The 18371-nt window shown below is 73.2% G+C and carries 13 protein-coding genes; 2 read left to right on the forward strand and 11 right to left on the reverse strand.

All coding sequences use genetic code 11. From position 1 onward, the window contains the following. The first annotated feature begins 65 nt into the window (after window positions 1-65). Window positions 66-1109 carry a trans-3-hydroxy-L-proline dehydratase gene (locus tag BM064_RS02180; protein WP_092857357.1) on the forward strand — a complete coding sequence of 348 codons (1044 nt, stop codon included), beginning with the start codon at window positions 66-68 and terminating at the stop codon, window positions 1107-1109. A gap of 94 nt (window positions 1110-1203) precedes the next feature. On the opposite strand, the gene BM064_RS02185 is transcribed toward BM064_RS02180, so the two are convergent. Further along, window positions 1204-2334 (reverse strand): S-(hydroxymethyl)glutathione dehydrogenase/class III alcohol dehydrogenase, encoded by a 1131-nt coding sequence (locus tag BM064_RS02185; protein WP_092857359.1) that lies wholly within the window; start codon window positions 2332-2334, stop codon window positions 1204-1206. A 264-nt stretch (window positions 2335-2598) separates the two neighbouring features. Here BM064_RS02185 and BM064_RS02190 point away from each other — a divergent pair, with 264 nt between their 5' ends. Then, entirely contained in the window at window positions 2599-4536 is a 1938-nt protein-coding gene (locus BM064_RS02190; protein ID WP_092857361.1) for a methyl-accepting chemotaxis protein, read from the forward strand. A 481-nt stretch (window positions 4537-5017) separates the two neighbouring features. On the opposite strand, the gene BM064_RS02195 is transcribed toward BM064_RS02190, so the two are convergent. From BM064_RS02195 to BM064_RS02240, 10 genes are all read right to left on the reverse strand, one after another. Beyond that, window positions 5018-6991 (reverse strand): CHASE2 domain-containing protein, encoded by a 1974-nt coding sequence (locus tag BM064_RS02195; RefSeq protein ID WP_177236116.1) that lies wholly within the window; start codon window positions 6989-6991, stop codon window positions 5018-5020. After that, window positions 6988-7629 carry a FecR domain-containing protein gene (locus tag BM064_RS02200; RefSeq protein WP_092857365.1) on the reverse strand — a complete coding sequence of 214 codons (642 nt, stop codon included), beginning with the start codon at window positions 7627-7629 and terminating at the stop codon, window positions 6988-6990. The genes BM064_RS02195 and BM064_RS02200 overlap by 4 nt, the downstream gene beginning before the upstream one ends. 145 nt (window positions 7630-7774) lie before the next feature. Further along, window positions 7775-8743 carry a branched-chain amino acid ABC transporter permease gene (locus tag BM064_RS02205; protein WP_092857367.1) on the reverse strand — a complete coding sequence of 323 codons (969 nt, stop codon included), beginning with the start codon at window positions 8741-8743 and terminating at the stop codon, window positions 7775-7777. Then, window positions 8740-9621 (reverse strand): branched-chain amino acid ABC transporter permease, encoded by an 882-nt coding sequence (locus tag BM064_RS02210; RefSeq protein ID WP_092857369.1) that lies wholly within the window; start codon window positions 9619-9621, stop codon window positions 8740-8742. The genes BM064_RS02205 and BM064_RS02210 overlap by 4 nt, the downstream gene beginning before the upstream one ends. 16 nt (window positions 9622-9637) lie before the next feature. Then, on the reverse strand, window positions 9638-10342 hold the full coding sequence (locus BM064_RS02215) for an ABC transporter ATP-binding protein (protein WP_092857371.1): 705 nt from the start codon (window positions 10340-10342) through the stop codon (window positions 9638-9640). After that, window positions 10335-11087, reverse strand: coding sequence for an ABC transporter ATP-binding protein (locus BM064_RS02220; RefSeq protein WP_092857373.1), 753 nt, complete (start codon window positions 11085-11087; stop codon window positions 10335-10337). Before BM064_RS02220 ends, BM064_RS02215 begins: the two co-directional genes overlap by 8 nt. Beyond that, window positions 11088-14351 carry an acetyl-CoA carboxylase family protein gene (locus tag BM064_RS02225; RefSeq protein WP_092857375.1) on the reverse strand — a complete coding sequence of 1088 codons (3264 nt, stop codon included), beginning with the start codon at window positions 14349-14351 and terminating at the stop codon, window positions 11088-11090. Between the two features lie 114 nt (window positions 14352-14465). Further along, window positions 14466-15665 (reverse strand): ABC transporter substrate-binding protein, encoded by a 1200-nt coding sequence (locus tag BM064_RS02230; RefSeq protein ID WP_092857377.1) that lies wholly within the window; start codon window positions 15663-15665, stop codon window positions 14466-14468. Between the two features lie 53 nt (window positions 15666-15718). Next, a complete protein-coding gene (locus BM064_RS02235) occupies window positions 15719-17299 on the reverse strand; it encodes a fatty acyl-CoA synthetase (RefSeq protein WP_092857379.1) in 1581 nt (526 codons plus the stop codon). A 225-nt stretch (window positions 17300-17524) separates the two neighbouring features. Continuing rightward, a complete protein-coding gene (locus BM064_RS02240) occupies window positions 17525-18340 on the reverse strand; it encodes a TetR/AcrR family transcriptional regulator (protein WP_177236117.1) in 816 nt (271 codons plus the stop codon). Window positions 18341-18371 lie beyond the last annotated feature (31 nt).

Raw genomic sequence — 18371 nt, forward strand, 5'->3', positions numbered from 1 at the left:
CCGCCCCCGGGATGCTATCGAGAGGGCCCGTCCCCTTCCGTCCCCCTCCCCGCCACGAGGTCCCGATGCGCTCCACCAAGGTCATCCACGTCGTCTCCGCCCATGCCGAGGGCGAGGTCGGCGATGTCATCGTGGGCGGCGTCGCGCCGCCGCCGGGCGAGACCCTGTGGGACCAGCGCCGCTGGATCGCGCAGGACGGCGCCCTGCGCGACTTCGTCCTCAACGAGCCCCGCGGCGGCGTGTTCCGGCACGTGAACCTCCTGGTCCCCCCGAAGCGCCCCGAGGCCGTCGCCGCCTGGATCATCATGGAGCCCGCCGACACGCCCCCCATGTCCGGCTCCAACGCCATCTGCGTCGCCACCGTCCTGCTCGACGCCGGCATCGTCGAGATGCGCGAGCCGGTCACCGAGATGATCCTCGAGGCGCCCGGCGGCCTCGTCCGCGTCCGCGCGCAATGCCGAAACGGCAAGGCCGAGCGCATCACGCTCGAGAACCTCCCCGCCTTCGCCACGCGCCTCGCCGTCCCGCTGGAGGTCGAGGGTCTGGGGACCCTGACCGTCGACACCGCCTTCGGCGGCGACAGCTTCGTGGTGGTGGACCCGCAGGCGCTGGGCGTGGCGCTGGCGCCGTCGGAGGCGCGCGACCTCGCCGAGCTCGGCGTGCGCATCACCGCCGCCGCCGACGCGGCCTTCGCCTTCGAGCACCCCGAGCGCCCCGACTGGCGCCACCACTCCTTCTGCCTCTTCGCAGGCCCGGCGACGCGCGCGGGCGCGGCGCTGTCGGCGACGTCGGTGGTCTCGATCCGCCCCGGCAAGCTCGACCGCTCCCCCACCGGCACCGCGGTGTCCGCCCGCATGGCGCTGCTGCACGCCCGCGGCGAGATGGCGGTGGGGGAGACCCTGACCGCCTCCTCGATCATCGGCTCGCGTTTCGAGGGCCGGATCCTGGGCGAGACGCAGGTCGGGGGCCTGCGCGCCATCCGTCCCGAGATCAGCGGGCGCGCCTGGGTGACCGGCATCCACCAGCACATGCTCGACCCCGACGACCCCTGGCCCCGCGGCTACCGCGTCGCGGACACCTGGCCCGGGGCCGGGCGGGCGGAGGGCTGAGCGGCCCGGCCTCGCCCCGGCCGCCGGCGCCCGGGCGAAAGAAAAGGGCGGCCCGAAGGCCGCCCTCTCCATCCCTGCGAAGCCGGGGTCTCGATCAGTAGATCACGACCGAGCGGATGCTCTCGCCCGCGTGCATCAGGTCGAAGCCCTTGTTGATCTCGTCGAGCTTCAGCTTGTGGGTGATCATCGGGTCGATCTCGATCTTCCCGTCCATGTACCAGTCCACGATCTTGGGCACGTCGGTGCGCCCGCGCGCGCCCCCGAAGGCCGAGCCCTTCCACACCCGCCCCGTCACCAGCTGGAACGGCCGGGTGGAGATCTCGGCCCCCGCCGGCGCCACGCCGATCACCACCGAGACGCCCCAGCCGCGGTGCGCGCACTCCAGCGCGTCGCGCATCACCTTGACGTTGCCGGTGCAGTCGAAGGTGTAGTCCGCGCCGCCGATCTGGTCGAAGGGCGTCTTGGTCAGGTTGACGATGTAGGGGACCAGGTCCTGGCCGATCTCGGACGGGTTGATGAAATGGGTCATGCCGAAGCGCTCGCCCCATTCCTTCTTCTCGTTGTTGAGGTCGACGCCGATGATCATGTCCGCGCCCGCCAGCCGCAGGCCCTGGATCACGTTCAGCCCGATGCCGCCCAGGCCGAAGACCACCGCCTTGGCGCCGATCTCGACCTTGGCGGTGTTGATCACCGCGCCCACGCCCGTGGTCACGCCGCAGCCGATGTAGCAGACCTTGTCGAAGGGCGCGTCCTCGCGGATTTTTGCAACGGCCACCTCCGGAAGGACGGTGAAGTTCGAGAAGGTCGAGCAGCCCATGTAATGCAGGATCGGATCGCCATCGAGCGTCGAGAACCGCGAGGTCCCGTCCGGCATCAGCCCCTGGCCCTGGGTCGCGCGGATCGAGGTGCACAGGTTGGTCTTGCCCGAGAGGCACGAGGCGCACTGCCGGCACTCGGGCGTGTAGAGCGGGATCACGTGGTCGCCCGGCTTGACGGAGGTCACGCCCGCCCCGACCTCGCGCACCACGCCCGCGCCCTCGTGGCCCAGGATCGCGGGGAACAGGCCCTCGGGGTCGGCGCCCGACAGGGTGAACTCGTCGGTGTGGCAGATGCCGGTGGCCATGATCTCGACCAGGACCTCGCCGGCGCGGGGGCCTTCGAGGTTGACCTCGTGGATCTCGAGAGGCTTGCCGGCCTGGACGGCGATGGCGGCGCGGGTTCTCATGGCGGACCTCCTGGGGCGCTGTCGGTTCGGCGCGGAAACTGGACCGGCGGGGGCGGTCCTGTCCAGCGCCAAGCGTATCGGAGCGCGTCGCCTCCGTCCCGCGTCGCGTCGCGATCGACCGCCGGCCGGGACGGTGGGACGCGGCGACGCAGGCGGGATCCGGCCTGACGCGGGCGCAAGGGAAATCGCGGCGGCTCGAAACCCTCCCTTAACCCGGCGGGGCGCAGAAGGCGTCTCAACTCAGCGGCTGCTCCGGGGAAAGACATGGGCAACCTCCGTTCGCGCGCGGCGCTGGCCGCGGCGGCCATCGTGCTCTTCGCCATCTTCGCCATGTCCGCGTCCATCGCCGTGCAGACGATGGAGCGTCTGGCGAGCCAGGCGCAGGAGCGTCAGGGCCAGTCCCTGCGCGCCGCCGCCGCCATCGTCGCCGCCGAGGTTCCGGGGATCGAGGCCAGCTTCGGCCCCGGCGGGGAGGTCCAGTCCCTGACCTGGGACGGCGAGCCGGATCTTTCCTCCCACGCCGTCATCGACCGGGTCGCCGCCGTGACGGGGGAGACCGCGACGGTCTTCGCCCTCGACCCCGCGCAGGGGGAGTTCGTGCGCCGCTCGACCAACATCATCAAGCCCGACGGCCAGCGCGCCGTGGGCACGGTGCTGGGCGCCTCGGGCGCGGTGCACCCGGTGGTGACCTCCGGCCGCGCCTACCGGGGCGAGGCGACGATCCTGGGCAAGGACTACTACACCGTCTACTTTCCGATCCGCGGCGCCTCGGGGGTCGAGGGCATCCTCTACGTCGGCGTCGAGAAGGCGGGCGTGGCGGGCGCGATGCTGAGCCAGATGGCCGGCGTGCTGGCCACCGCAGCGGTCACCCTGGCGCTCGCGGTGGCGCTGGCCTGGTGGCTCGCCGGGCGCGCCACCGCCCCGGTCCTGTCGCTGGAAGTCGCGGTCGGGCGGCTCGCCGCCGGCGACCGGCGGATGGAGATCCCCGCCCAGGCGCGCGGCGACGAGATCGGCGCGCTGGCCCGCGGGGTCGAGACCCTGCGCCGCGCGCTGGCCGAGGCCGAGGCCTCCGCCGGGCAGGAGCGCGAGCGCACCGAGGCCGCGCGCGCGGCCGCCACGCGCACCCTGACCGAGCTGCGCGACGGCGTGAACGCGGTGGTCGAGGCGGCCGTTCACGGCGACTTCTCGCGCCGCGTCGACGCGAATTTCGAGGCGCCGGAGCTGCGCGAGCTCGCCTCCGGCGTGAACCGCCTGGGCGAGAGCATCTCGGCCTTCCTCGCCGACCTCGACGCCATGCTCTCGGCGATGTCGAAGGGCGACCTCTCCCGACCGCTGGAGGGGCGCTACGGCGGCGGGCTCGCCCGGCTCGCCGAGACCTCGCGCGGCTCGCTGGGCGAGCTCGCCTCGGCCATCGCCGCGATGCGCGAGGGGGCGGAGAGCCAGCGCTCCGAGCTCGACCGGGTGGCGGACGCGATGCGCGCCCTCTCCGACCGGGCGGAGACCCAGGCCTCGACCATCGAGGAGACCGCCGCCACCATGACCGAGATGTCGGAGACGGTGGCCCAGTCCGCGCGCAACCTCACCGAGGCCGAGCGGATGACCGAGACCGCGCGCCAGCGCGCCCGCCAGGGGGCCGAATCCGCCGACAAGGCCACCGGCGCGATGGAGCGGATCGAGAAGTCCTCGGCCCAGGTCTCGGACATCATCAGCCTGATCGACTCGATCGCCTTCCAGACCAACCTGCTGGCCCTGAACGCGGCCGTCGAGGCGGCGCGGGCGGGCGAGGCGGGCAAGGGCTTCGCCGTCGTCGCCTCCGAGGTGCGGACCCTGGCGCAGCGCTCGTCGGAGGCGGCGCGCGACATCTCCGAGCTGATCAAGGGCAGCGCGGCGGAGGTGGCGGACGGCGTCAGCCTGGTCAACGCCACCGGCGCCTCGCTGGCCGAGATCGTGGAGTCGATCGACCAGCTCAACACCGCCATCGCCGACGCCGCCGCCGCGGGGCGCGAACAGGGGCAGGGCGTGCAGGAGATCAACGCCGCCGTGCAGCACATGGACGCGACGGTGCAGGAGAACACCCGCCAGACCACCGAGGCCGCCGCGGCCGCCGCCCGCGTGGCCGAGGACGTCGCCGCCCAGGTCCGCCGCCTCGAGGCCTTCGTCACCGCCCGCCACCCCCGCCGCGCCGCCTCGCACGCCGCCTGACCCTGCCGGGGCCGCCCCCGCGCCGCCGCGCGAATGACCCGACCGCCGCGCCGCCGCGCGAATGGCCCGGCCGCCGCGCCGCCGCGCGAATGGCCCGGCCGCCGCGCCGCCGCGCGGACGAGCCGACCGCCCCGCGCGCTCGCCGCGCCGCGGTCCGAACGCTCCGGGGGCGCTCGCCACGTCTCGGCCTGGCGGTACCGGGGCGCTCGCCGCCCGCGGCCCGACCGTCCCGGCGGGGCTCTCCGCGCCGCCGTGCCGGTGGCCTGACCCGCGCCGGAATGCTCGCCGCGTCGCCGGCTGAACGTCCTGATCGTCTGGGGCTCTCCGCCGCATCGCCGCGCGCGCGGCCCGGCGGGAGCGGGATCCCGGGTGTCGCGCATCGCCTTGCAGGCCCTCGGCGCAGCGGCGCCGGGCGCGCCCTCGCCTCCACGGGGGGCGGCGCAGGTCCGTCCTGCGTCCGGCGCAGGGGGCGGGCACGACCTCAGGCGACGGCGGAGGGCGGGGCGCCCGCGGGCGGGTCGTCGGGGAGATCGCGGGTCCAGACCTCGGCGAGGGCGTCGCGGCCGCGGATGCGGGCGCTCTCCAGGAAGCGCCAGCCGGAGGCGGCGGCATCCTCGCCGGCGGCGTCCAGCGTCTCGCGCGTCGCCACCAGCCGTCGGCCGTGGCGGCGCGCGATGTCCTGCAGGCGCGCGGCCAGGTTGACCGTGTCGCCCGCCAGCGTCACCACCGCCTGCCGCTCGCCCCCCAGCGCCGCCGCCGCCGTGGGCCCGTGGTGCAGCGAGACGCGCACCCGCGGCGCAGGTCCGGGGATCCGCCCCGCCAGCCGCGCCGGCGCCCGCAGCGCCAGCGCCGCCGCGCAGGCCAGCGCCCGGGCCGCGTCGTCGGGCGCGGGCTCGGGCAGGCCGAAGGCGATCATCGCCCCGTCGCCCTGCCAGTCGACCACCATGCCGCCGTGGGCCGCGGTCTCGGCCGCGAAGACCGCGTGCAGCTCGGCGAGGAAGTCGGCGGTCTCCAGCGGCGCCATCCGCTCGGCCAGCGTCGTAAAGCCCTCCACGTCCGCGAAGAGCACCGTCGCGTCCTGGGTGCGCCGCCCGAAGCCGCCCGCCCCGCCGCGCGCCAGCAGGTCCGCCAGCGCCGGGGGCACGAAGCCCGCGAGGTTCGCCCGCTCCCGCCCCAGGGCCGCCGTCTCGCGCACCGCCCGCATCCGCCGGCGCGCCGCCCCCGCCAGCAGGCCCGCGGCGACGCCGAAGCCCAGGCTCGCCCCGTCGAGCCAGATCCCCCCCGCCAGCGGCCCGATCCCCGCGAAGGCCGCCTGCGCCGCCCCGGCGCCGGCCAGCGCCGCCGCCGCCCCCAGCGCCGGGGCGAAGCGGCCGACGGGGCGCGCATGCGCCGCCCAGACCGCGAGGCACAGCGCCAGCGCCAGCGCCGCGGCGGCGGCCTCGACGCCGGGGCCGCGGCGGATCACCCGTCCCTCTGCGAGGCCGGCGGCGAGGCCCGCCAGCACCGTGACCCCGGACATCTCCGGCGCGTAGGGCGTGACGAAGACGTCGCGCAGGCTCTCGGCGGTGGCGCCGACGAAGACCATGCGCCCGCGCAGCGCCGCGGGCGGCGCCGCGCCGGCGAGCAGGTCGGCCAGCGAATGCTCGGCGATCACGCCGGGGCCGCCGGGATGGTCGACGATCACCCGGTCGCCGGGCAGCAGATCGATGACGCGCGGGCCGAAGCGGACCTCGCGGCCGCGCACCAGCTCCAGCGGCGCGCCTTGCGCCACGGCGGCGGCGGCGAGCGCGATCGAGGGCAGCAGCCGCCCGTCGCCCACGGGAAGGGCCAGCGGCGCCTCGCGCGGGACCCGGTCCGCCCCCTGGCGCAGGTTCACGTGGGCCAGCCGCGCCGCCCGCGCCAGCCCGTCCGTCGGCGCCAGCAGCTCGACCGCCGGCGCCTCCGCCGCCTCCCCGCGCGAGATCACCACCGGGATCGCGCTGCGCTCGAGCGCGGCGGCGAGGTCTGCGGACCGCGTCCCCGCGGACGCGGCGTTCAGCGCCGCCGCCCCCAGCAGCACCCGCGGCTCCCCCGCCAGCGCCGCGGAGAGCGCGGCGTCCGAGGGCGAGGGGTCCACCAGCAGCAGGTCGACGGCGACGGCCGAGGGTCCGGCCGCGAGGATCAGGGGCAGGGCCCGGGCGAGGGCCGCGCGCAGGGCGGCGGGATGACCGACCTTCGCCAGCGTGGCCTCGTCCACCGCGATCACCGCCGCCAGCTCTCCTGCCGGCCAGCCGCCGCGGAGCTGGAAGCGCAGGTCGACGGTCCAGCGGTCGAAGGCGTCGGTCCAGGGATCGCCCGCCAGCGCCCGCCACAGGGCGAACAGGAGCGTTGCGGCCAGCGCCGCCGTCAGCGGCCAGCGCCCGCCTCGGCGGGGGGCGGCGCCCCCGCGGGCCGCGCCGCGAGGCCGCCCGGTCATCGCCAGCCGTGGCCCAGGCGCGCGCCGAGCGCGGCGACCCGCGGCGCTCCCCAGGACCTGACCGGGCCCAGCGGCCCGGCGGGAGGCATGTCCACGCCCTCGCCGGCCGCCAGCACGGCGGCGCCCTCGCCCTGCGCCGCGCGCACCGCCACCACGCCCTCGCGCACGAAGACGGCCGAGCCCTCTGTCGGCTCGTGGATCACCGCCCATTCGGTCGAGCGCACGGCGGCGATCACCAGGGGCGAGCGGATCTCGAACTCCGGCCAGCCGCCCCGGGCGACCGCGGCCACCGCGCCGCGCAGCAGGCGGAGCAGGACGCCGCCGTCGGGGGAGGGTTCGGTCAGGGTGGCGAGGTTGAGCTCCGAGCTCACCCCCAGCGTCACCGCCACGCCGTCGTTGCAGGTCAGCTCGAGCCTCGCGTCGGGGCCGGTGCGCAGGATCGCGGCGACCGGGGGCAGGGGCCGGGGCAGGTCGGGCGCGGCGATCGCCCGCCAGCGCCCCTCGACCCACAGTTCGGCCCCCGCGCCCTCGATCGCCGCGATCGAGCAGGTTCGCGCCTCGGCCCCGCCGGCGGCGCAGAGAGCGGCGATCACGGCGGCCGTCGCCGCCAGGCGGCGTCGGGAAACGTGCGGCGACATGGGACCCCTCGCTTCGAGCACGAGGGAAGCCTAGCGGGCGCAGGGCCCGCCGGCCAGCCGCAGGAGGGCGAAAGGCGCCGCAACGGCGCCCCGGGCCGCCGGATTCACGCCCCGCCGCCGCATCCTGCGGCTGCGGGGCCCCCGGTCAGCCCGCGCGGCGGGCGCGCCGGCGCTCCGCCGCGGCCTTGATCTCGCCCACGATCCCGCGGCGGAACACCGAGACCACCAGCACGAAGATGCAGCCCTGGATCACCAGCACCCACTCGCCGAAGGAGGCGAGGTAGTTCTGCATCATCACGATCACCGCCGCCCCCACGGCCGGGCCCAGGATCGTGCCCATGCCGCCGACGATGGTCATCAGCACCACCTCGCCCGACATGGTCCAGTAGACGTCGGTCAGGGAGGCGAGCTGGAACACCAGCACCTTGGTCGACCCCGCCAGCCCCGCCAGCGTCGCCGACAGCACGAAGGCCACCAGCTTGTAGCGGTCGACCGAGTAGCCCAGCGAGATCGCGCGGGGCTCGTTCTCGCGGATCGCGCGCAGCACCTGGCCGAAGGGGGAGTGCACGATGCGGTGGATCAGCGCCACGCCCGCCACGAAGATCACCGCCACGACGTAGTAGAGCGTCAGGTCGTCGGTCAGGTCGATCAGGCCCAGCAGGGTCCCGCGCTCGACGCCCTGGATGCCGTCCTCGCCGTTGGTGAAGGGGGCCTGGAGGCAGAAGAAGTAGAACATCTGCGCCAGCGCCAGGGTGACCATGGCGAAGTAGATCCCCTCGCGACGGATCGCCAGCGCGCCGGCGACCAGGCCCAGCAGGGCGGCGAAGGCGGTGCCGGCGAGCAGGCCCGCCTCGGGCGGGAAGCCCATCACCTTCATCGTATGCGCGCAGATGTAGGAGGCGCCGCCGAAGAACATCGCGTGGCCGAAGCTCAGCAGCCCCGCATAGCCCGGCAGCAGGTTGAAGGCGCAGGCGAAGAGCGCGAAGCACATCACCTTCATCAGCAGCACCGGGTAGAAGCCGAAGGGCGCCGCGACCAGCAGCGCCGCGACGACCGCGGCGACCGCCAGCTTCGCGGGGGCGGAGAGGGCGGGGGACATCGTGGCGGCGGTCATTTCGCGGCTCCGAACAGGCCGGCGGGGCGCACCATCAGCACCAGCGCCATGATGACGAAGATCACGGTGTTCGAGGCCTCGGGGTAGAACACCTTGGTCAGCCCCTCGATCACCCCCAGGCCGAAGCCGGTGACGATCGCCCCCATGATCGAGCCCATGCCCCCGATCACCACCACCGCGAACACCACGATGATGAGGTTGGAGCCCATGTTCGGGCTGACCTGGTAGGCCGGCGCCGCCAGCACGCCCGCCAGCGCCGCCAGCCCCACGCCGAAGGCGTAGGTCAGGGTGATCATGCGCGGCACGTCGATGCCGAAGCTCTGCACGATCTCCGGCCGCTCGGTCGCGGCGCGCAGGTAGGCGCCGAGCTTGGTGCGCTCGATCACGAACCAGGTGGCGAGGCAGATCGCGAGCGAGGCGACGATGATCCAGCCCCGATACCAGGGCAGGTACATGAAGCCGAGGTTGACGCCGCCCGGCAGCGGATTGCCGTAGGGCATTCCCGCCGCCCCGAACTGCGAGCGCATCACCCCCTCGAAGATCAGCGCCAGCCCGAAGGTCAGCAGCAGCCCGTAGAGGTGGTCGAGGTCGTGCAGCCGGCGCAGGAACACCCGCTCGATCACGAGGCCGGTGGCCGCCACCAGGATCGGCGCGATGACCAGCGCCCCCCAGTAGGGAATGCCGAGCCAGTTCAGCAGCATCCACGCCACGAAGGCGCCCAGCATGTACTGCGCCCCGTGGGCGAAGTTGATGACGTTCAGCAGGCCGAAGATCACCGCGAGGCCCAAGGAGAGCATCGCGTAGAACGACCCGTTGATCAGCCCCAGCATCAGCTGGCCGAACAGGGCCTGCGGCGGGATTCCGATCAGCTCCATCATGGCGCGTCCCTCCCCTTCAGACGCCCAGGAACGCCTCGAGGCGCTCCGTGTTCGCCGCGATCTCGTCGCTGGTCATGTGGTCCACCACCTGGCCGTGCTCGACGACGTAGTGGCGGTCGGCGACGGTGGAGGCGAAGCGGAAGTTCTGCTCCACCAGCAGCACAGTCAGGCCCCGGCGTTTCAGTTCCAGCAGCGCATCGCGGATCTGCTGGACGATGACGGGGGCGAGGCCCTCGGTCGGCTCGTCGAGCAGCACCAGCGTCGCCCCGGTGCGCAGGATGCGCGCGATGGCGAGCATCTGCTGCTCCCCGCCCGAGAGCTTGGCGCCGGAGTTCCCCCAGCGCTCCTTCAGCCGGGGGAAGAGCGTGTCGATCTCGGCCTCGGTCATGCCCCCTTCGCGCAGGACGGGGGGCAGGTGCAGGTTCTCGCGCACGGTCAGGGCCGAGAAGATCCCGCGTTCCTCGGGGCAGAGCGCCACGCCCAGCCGGGCGATCTTGTGCGGGGCCATCGAGATGGTCTCGGTCCCGTCGAAGGCCACCGAGCCCTTGCGCTGCCGCAGCAGCCCCATGATCGCCTTCAGCGTGGTGGTCTTGCCCGCGCCGTTGCGGCCCAGCAGGGTGACCAGCTCGCCCTTGCGGACCTCGAAATTCATGCCGTGCAGGATGTGGCTTTCGCCATACCAGCCGTGCAGGTCGCTCACTTTGAGCAGCGTCTCAGGCATGGGCGTCGCTCCCCATGTAGGCCTCGACCACGGCGGGGTTCTTCGAGACCTCCGCATAGGGCCCCTCGGCCAGCACCTCGCCGCGGGCCAGCACCGTGATGCGGTCGGAGAGATCCGAGACCACCGAGAGGTTGTGCTCGACCATCAGCACGGTGCGGGACTGCGCCGCGCGGCGGATCAGGTCGGCGGTGCGGGCGATGTCCTCGCGGCCCATGCCGGAGGTCGGCTCGTCCAGCAGCAGCAGCTTGGGATCCAGCGCCAGCGTGGTCGCCAGCTCCAGCGCCCGCTTGCGGCCGTAGGGCAGTTCCACAGCCAGCCGCCGCGCGTCCCCCTCCAGCCCCACGTCGCGCAGCAGCCCCATCGCCTGGTCGTCGAGGACCGACAGCGCGTTCTCAGGCCGCCAGAACGAGAAACTGTCCCCGCGCGGCCGCTGCAACGCGATGCGCACGTTCTCCAGCACGGTCATGTGGGCGAAGGTCGCCGAGATCTGGAAGCTGCGCACCATCCCCTTGCGGGCGACCTCGGCCGCCCCGGTCGAGGTGATGTCCTCGCCGTCATAGGTGATGGTCCCCGAGGTCGGGTCGAGGAACTTGGTGATCAGGTTGAAGCAGGTGGTCTTGCCCGCCCCGTTCGGTCCGATCAGGGCGTGGATCGTGTTGCGCTCCACCGCCAGGTCGACGCCGTTCACGGCCTTGAAGCCCTTGAAGGACTTGGTCAGCCCCTTGATGTCGAGGATCGCGTCCATCTAGCCGGCCCTCCCCGGATGCCAGTGGAAGTCGCGCGCCTCGATGGCCGCGGCGCGCAGGCCGGAGGTCACCCAGGCGCGGGTCTCGGCGGGGTCGATCACCGCGTCGATCTCCAGGAAGCCCGCCATGGTCGTGGCCTTGCCGACCTCGTAGAGGTGGGCGAGCTTCTCCTGGTAGAAGGCCTCGCGCTTCTCCGGGTCCTCGATGGCCTCCATCTCGCGCCGGTAGCCGAGCCGCACGGCGCCCTCGAGGCCCATGCCGCCGAACTCGCCCGTCGGCCAGGCGACGGTGAAGACCGGCGCATGGAAGCCGCCCGCGGCCATCGACTGGGCGCCCAAGCCGTAGCCCTTGCGCAGCACCACGGTGAACAGCGGCACCGAGAGCTTCGAGGCGATGGTGAACAGCGCGGCCGAGGCGCGCATCTGCCCCGCCGCCTCCGCCTCCGGCCCCACCATGAAGCCCGGCGTGTCGCAAAGCGACAGCACCGGCAGGCCCCAGCGGTCGCAGAGCTTCAGGAACTCGCCGGACTTGCGGGCGCCCTCGGCGTCCACCGCGCCGCCCAGGTGGCGGGTGTCGTTGGCGACCAGGCCCATGGCGCGGCCCTCGATGCGGATCAGGGCGGTGACCATGCCCGGCGCGTGGTCGCGCTTCAGCTCGGTGACGCTGCCGGCGTCGGCCAGCGTCTCGATCACCTCGCGCACGTCGTAGGCGCGGCGGCGGTTCTCGGGGATCTTCCAGCGCAGGAGGCGCTGGTCGGCGGCCTCCCAATGCGCCGCGGGGCCCTGGACGTAGGAAAGGAGGCGCCGGGTCATCTCGGTCGCCGCCTCCTCGTCCTCGACCACCAGGTCGACGGCGCCGATGGGGGCGAGGGTGGAGACGGGGCCGATCTCGTTGGGCGCATAGACGCCCAGGCCCCCGCCCTCGACCATCGCGGGGCCGCCCATGCCGATGCAGGCGTTCTTCGTCGCCACGATCACGTCGCAGCAGCCGACCAGCGCCGCGTTGCCGGCGAAGCAGAAGCCGGAGACGACGGCGATCATCGGGACCTCGCCCGAGAGGTCCGCGAAGCGGCGGAAGCTGGGCGTGTCGAGCCCGTGGACCATCAGCCCGTCGGTCTCCCCCGGCCGCCCGCCGCCGCCCTCGCCATAGAGCACCAGCGGCAGCTTCAGGCGGTGGGCGAGCTCCAGCAGCCGGTCCTTCTTCTTGTGGTTCATCCAGCCCTGCGTGCCCGCGAAGACCGTGAAGTCGTAGGCCATCGCCATCATCTGCGTGCGCTCGGGGCCGTAGAGGTCGGCGTTGACCGTGCCGATGCCCGCCACCAGGCCGTCGGCGGGGGCCATGTCGATCAGCTCGTCCATGGACCTGCGCTGGCGCTGGGCGGCCAGCGCCAGGGCGCCGTATTCGGTGAAACTGCCCGGATCGCAGAGCTGGGCGATGTTCTCGCGCGCCGTGCGCTGGTTGCGCGAGCGGCGGCGCTCGATGGCCTTGGGGCGGTTCTCGTCCAGCCCGCGGGCGTGGCGCTCGATCACCGCGGCGAGGTCGGGACGGATGGCGTCGAGGTCGATCTCCTCGGCCTCCACCACCGCGGCGCCGGCGGCGTCGGAGGGCTCGATCCAAAGGATCGGGTCGCCCTCGACCAGCGCCTCGCCGGCGGCGGCGGCGAGGCGGCGCACGATGCCGGCGGCGTCGGCGGTGACCACATGCTCCATCTTCATGGCTTCGAGGATGGCGACGGGCTGGCCCTCGGCCACCGCGTCGCCCTCGGCGATCTCGAGCGAGGCGAGGACGCCGGTGAGGGGGGCGGGAAGGGGCGCCGTGCCCTCCGGCCCCTCGGCGGCGGGCTTCGCGGGGCCGGGGGCGGCGGAGGCGGGCAGGGCGGGCGCGTCGGCCATCTGGGCGATGACGGCGCCCGCGATCTCCTTGACCCAAGACGTGTGGACGGCGTTGCGGGCGACCTCCGGGCGGGCGAGCAGGCCCGCGAGGAACGGCGCGTTGGTCTGCACGCCGGCGATGCGGAATTCGCCCAGGCTACGGGCGGCGCGGGCGATGGCGGCCGGGAAGCCGAGAACCGCGGAGCGCACGATCAGTTTCGCGAGCAGGCTGTCGAAGCGCGGGTTGATCTTCATCCCCGCGAAGCCCTGGCCGTCGACGCGCACGCCGGGGCCGGTCGGGGGCTCGTAGAGCGCCAGCGTCCCGCCCTGGGGGCGGCTCTCGCCGGTCGGCGTCATCGTCTCGGCGTTGACGCGAAGCTGCACGGCGTAGCCGGGGCGCAGGGCAGGGGGCTCGGTCAGCGACAGCGAGGCCAGCGTCTCGCCGCCCAGCAGCAGGATCTGCGTGGCGACGAGGTCGAGGCCGGTGACCTCCTCGGTCACCGTATGCTCGACCTGGAGGCGGGGGTTGGCCTCCATGAAGTGGAACGTCTCAGGATCGTCGAGGTCGACCAGGAACTCGAAGGTGCCGAGGCCGCGGTAGCCCACGGCGCCCGCGATCTGCAGGGCGGCCGAGAGGATCGCCTCGCGCAGACCGGGCGCCAGGTCGGGGGCGGGGGCGATCTCGACCAGCTTCTGGCCCTGGCGCTGGAGGGTGCAGTCGCGCTCCCACGCGTGGACCACGGCCGAGCCGTCGCCGATCACCTGCACCTCGATATGGCGGGCGCGCCTGACCAGTTTCTCGGCGTAGAGGGACCCGTCGCCGAAGGCGCCGAGCGCCTCGGAGGCGCAGCGGGCGTAGGCGTCGGTGACCTCGCCGGGCGCCTCCACGGCGCGCATCCCGCGCCCGCCGCCGCCGGCGACGGCCTTGATCATGGTGGGGCCGTGGGCCTCGACGAAGGCGCGCACGGCGTCCTCGGAGGCGCCGCCCGGAAGACCCGGCAGCAGGGGCACGCCCAGCTCGGCGGCCAGCGCCCGGGCGGCCGACTTGTCGCCCAGCCGCGACAGGATCTCGGCCGACGGCCCGATGAAGACGATCCCGGCGTCCGCGCACATCGCGGCGAAACCGGCGTTTTCCGACAGGAACCCGTAGCCCGGGTGGATCGCGTCGCAGCCGGCCGCCTTCGCGGCCTCGATCACCGCGGCCTTGTCGAGATAGGCGGCGGGGCCCGTCCCCTCCAGCGCGCGGCAGGCGTCGCCGGCGCGGGCGTGCAGCGCCTCGGCGTCGTCGGCGGAGGCGAGCGTCACCGCCCGCAGCCCGAGGTCGGCGGCCGCCCGCGCAATGCGGATGGCGATCTCTCCACGGTTGGCGATCAGGATCGAGCGGATGGGCATGGCGTCTCGCGTCGGCGGCTCGGCCCGGCGGCGGGGGGCGCGGCCCGGGCGGAAGCGTCGTGAAAAAGGGGGGCGGAGACGGGGGCGCGCCGCGGCGCGCCCCCGGAACGGGGCTTACTGCACCAGCGGGCAGCCGCCCTCTTCGAGGGTCTGGAACGCCTCGCCGTCCTCGAGCGTGCCGATGCGGGTCAGCATGTCCCACTCGCCCGAGGAGTCGCCCGGCGCCTTCACCTGGTAGAGCGAGAAGTCCCGCATCACCCGGCCGTCCTCGCGGACCGTCGCGCCCTTGGTGTAGAAGTCCTCGACCGGCATCTCGCGCATCTTGGCGGCGACGGCCTCGGCCTCGGTGGTGCCGGCGGCCTCGACGGCCTTGAGGTAGTGCAGCACCGAGCCGTAGACGCCCGCCTGCATGCCGTTGGGCATCTCGCCGGTCTTGGCCTTGTAGCGCTCGGCCATCGCCCGGGTCTCGTCGTCCTGGTCCCAGTAGAAGGTCTCGGCGAGGTAGAGGCCCTGCGCCGCGGTCAGGCCCAGGGCCTTGATGTCGTTGACGAAGATGATGAAGCCGGCCATCGCCTGGCCCTGCTCGGTCACGCCGAACTCGGCCGCCTGCTTGATGAAGGTCACCAGGTCGCCGCCGGCCAGCGCCAGCCCGATGGTCTTCGCGCCCGAGGCCTGGGCCTGCAGGATGAAGGACGAGAAGTCCGCCGTGCCCAGGGGCGCGTTGACCTGGCCCAGCACGGTGCCGCCCGCGGCCTCGGTGAACTTGCGCGCGTCGTCGGCCAGCGCGTGGCCGAAGGTGTAGTCGGCGGCCACGATGAACATCGTATCCGCGCCGGACTCGACGACCGACTGGGCGATGGTCTTCGACAGGGCGAAGGTGTTGTAGACCCAGTGGAAACCGGTCTTCGAGCAGGCCTCGCCGGTCAGCGCGTTGGTGCCGGCCGAGGTCGAGATGTTGACCTTGTTCTTCTCGGTCGAGATCCCGCGCACGGCGAGCGCGACCGAGCTGTTGCCGAGCCCCGTGATCATCTCGACCCCGTCGACGTCGTACCACTTGCGCGCGATCGAGGCGCCGACGTCGGCCTTGTTCTGGTGGTCGGCCGACAGCACCTCGATCGGCCGGCCGAGCACCGTGCCGCCGAAGTCCTCGACCGCCAGCTCGGCGCCGGCGACGGAGTTCGCGCCGGTGATGTCGGCGTAGACGCCCGACATGTCCTCGAGCACGCCGATGCGCAGCGGCTCCTGCGCGTTGGCGGCGCCCCAGCCGCCCAGCGCGAACGCGGCGAGCGCCGCGCCCATAAGGGTGCGTTTCATGGTCTCTCTCCTCCCATGTTGGTTCGGGCCGGCCCTTGTCGCGGGCCTTCCTGTCAGCCCGCCGACGCGGTCGCGCCGGTGTGGACGGCGGTCTCCTCTCCGCCATGGACCCGGCGCAGCTCCCGCTTGAGGATCTTGCCCGACGCGTTTCGCGGCAGGTCCTCGACGAAGATGATGCGCTTGGGGATCTTGTAGTGCGCGAGGCTTTTCTTCGCGTGCGCGATCAGCTCGGCCTCCGAGGGGGCGTGACCCTCCTTCAGCACCACCATCGCGGCGATCGCCTCGAGCCATTTTTCGTCCGGCAGGCCGACCACGGCGACCTCGAAGACGGCCTCGTGGGTGAAGAGCACGTCCTCCACCTCGCGGCTCGCCACCAGCACGCCGCCGGTGTTGATCACGTCCTTCACCCGGTCGACGACATAGAGGAAGCCTTCCTCGTCGAAGCGGCCCATGTCGCCGGTGTGGAACCAGCCGTTCTTGAACGCCTCGTCGGTGGCGTCCTCGCGGTTCCAGTATTCGGTGATCACGTGGGGGGTGCGGTGGACGATCTCGCCGGTCTCGCCGACGGGGACGTCCTCGTCGTTCTCGTCCACGACCCGGGTCTCGACGTTCAGCACCGGGCGCCCGCACGAGGTCAGGCGGCCGTCATGCTCCTCGGGCTTGAGCACGGTGGCGAGCGGCCCCGTCTCCGACTGGCCGTAGCAGTTGAAGACGCGCGCGCCGTTGAGGCGCTTGCGCAGCTCCACCAGGATCGGCTCGGGCATGATCGAGGCGCCGTAGTAGACCTTGTTGAGGCTCGAGAGGTCATGGGCGTCGAAGCCCGGGTGGCGCAGCAGGCCCACCCACACCGTCGGCGGCGCGAAGAACGAGGTGATCCGGTTCTCCTCGATGCAGCGGAACACGTCCTCGGGCTTGGGCTGCTCGAGCAGCGCGCAGGTCGAGCCCACCATGATCTGGGGGTTCGAGAAGGTGTGGATCTGGCCGGAGTGGTAGAGGGGCAGGGACCACAGGCAGCGGTCCGTTTCCACGTATTCCAGCGCGTGGATGCAGGAGTAGAACTCCGCCATCAGCGCGCGGTGCTTCATCAGCCCGCCCTTGGGCTTTCCGGTGGTGCCCGAGGTGTAGAGGATCTGGACGTAGTCGTCCTCGGTCACGTCCCACTCGCGCTCGGGGTCCGTGGTCCCCTGGGCGGCGGCCATCACGTCGATCTCGTCGCCGCCGTCGAAGGCCGAGAGGAAGTCGAGCCCCGCGACCGGCCCCATGTCGTCGACCGAGCCCTTCAGCGCGCGGTCGTAGACCAGGGCGCGCGCGCCCGACTGCTCGACGATGTATTTCAGCTCCGGACCCGTCAGGCCGTAGTTGGCCGGCACGTGGATCAGGCCGGACTGGGCGCAGGCCAGCCACAGCAGGTAATAGGCGTCGGAGTTGCGCGCGAAGGCCGCGACCCGGTCGCCCTTGCGCAGCCCCGCGTCGCGCAGGTGGGTCGCGATGCGGAAGGCCGCCGTCTCCATCTCCGCGTAGGACCAGGTGCGGTCGCGGAAGATCAGGGCGTCCTTCCTGGGGTTGCGGGCCACGGCGCGGCGCAGGCCGTCGCCGATGCCGTTGCGACCGGCGCGGGCGCGAAGATCGATCATCGATGTCCTCCCTTGGGACCGCCGTCTGCGGGCGGTTGCGGCGGGACCATGGCGCAACGCGCGGCGCGCGTCACGACCTGCCGGCCGTTCGACTGACGAGAAAAGACGCCGCAAGGCGCGGCGGGGTCGACGGTCACGTCGCTTTTCCTCCCAGGGCGCGGGGGCGTCGCGCCCGCTGCCCGGGCGTCGCGTCCTCCGTCGTTGTCGTCCGCGATATAGTCGCGGTTAGGATTTGCTAGCGGCGAGCATATTTTGTTGCGCCGAGTCGTCAAGCGTCTCTTTCCGCGACGAACCCGCCGGGCCGCCGCCTGCGCCCGGGCGCGAGCCGGCCGAGGCCACCTCGAACGGCACGCCGAGGGCGGCCAGCACCAGGGTCTCCATCCGGGCGGCGATCGTCTCGGGGCTCTCGGGCCCGTCGGGGCTGAACCAGTTGAACGGCCAGGTGAGCATGCCGGTGACGGTCTGGTTGGCGATCGAGGCGTCCTCGAACCGGAACACCCCCGCCTGGCGCCCCTGCTCCAGCAGGTGGTGCAGGGCGCGGGCGAAGCGCTGACGGTCGGCGCGCAGCCGCTCGTAGATCTCGGGGGGGAGCTGCTTGCCCTCCACGAACAGGATCGAGAGGAACTCGCGCTCCTCGATCACCCGCAGGCACATCTCGCGCACGAAGCGGCGGAAGCGGGTCAGCACGTCCTCGTCCGAGTGGGCGAGCGCGCTTTCCGCCAGATCCGCCGACATCACCGAGGTCTGGGCGCAGATCGCGGTCAGCAGCTCCAGCTTCGAGGCGAAGTGGTAGTAGATGAACGGCGGCGTGACCCCGAGCTCGGCGGCGATGTCGGAGATCTTGGTGCGCGTGTAGCCGTTGCGGAAGAACAGCGTGGCGGCGGTCTTGAGCACCAGCTCCTTCTTGAACGCGTAGGCGGCCGAGCGCGCCGGCGTGCGGCCGCCGCCGCGGCGCAGGCCCGGCGGCGGGCGACCGACGGGGGCGTGCGGCCGCGGCGCGGCGCCGGCTGGGTCTTCGGTGGGGCGGGGATCGTCGGTCATGGGCTCCGGTCGCCGAGGCGCCCGCGTGCGT

It is taken from the genome of Albimonas pacifica (assembly GCF_900113695.1).
Lineage (GTDB): Bacteria > Pseudomonadota > Alphaproteobacteria > Rhodobacterales > Rhodobacteraceae > Albimonas > Albimonas pacifica.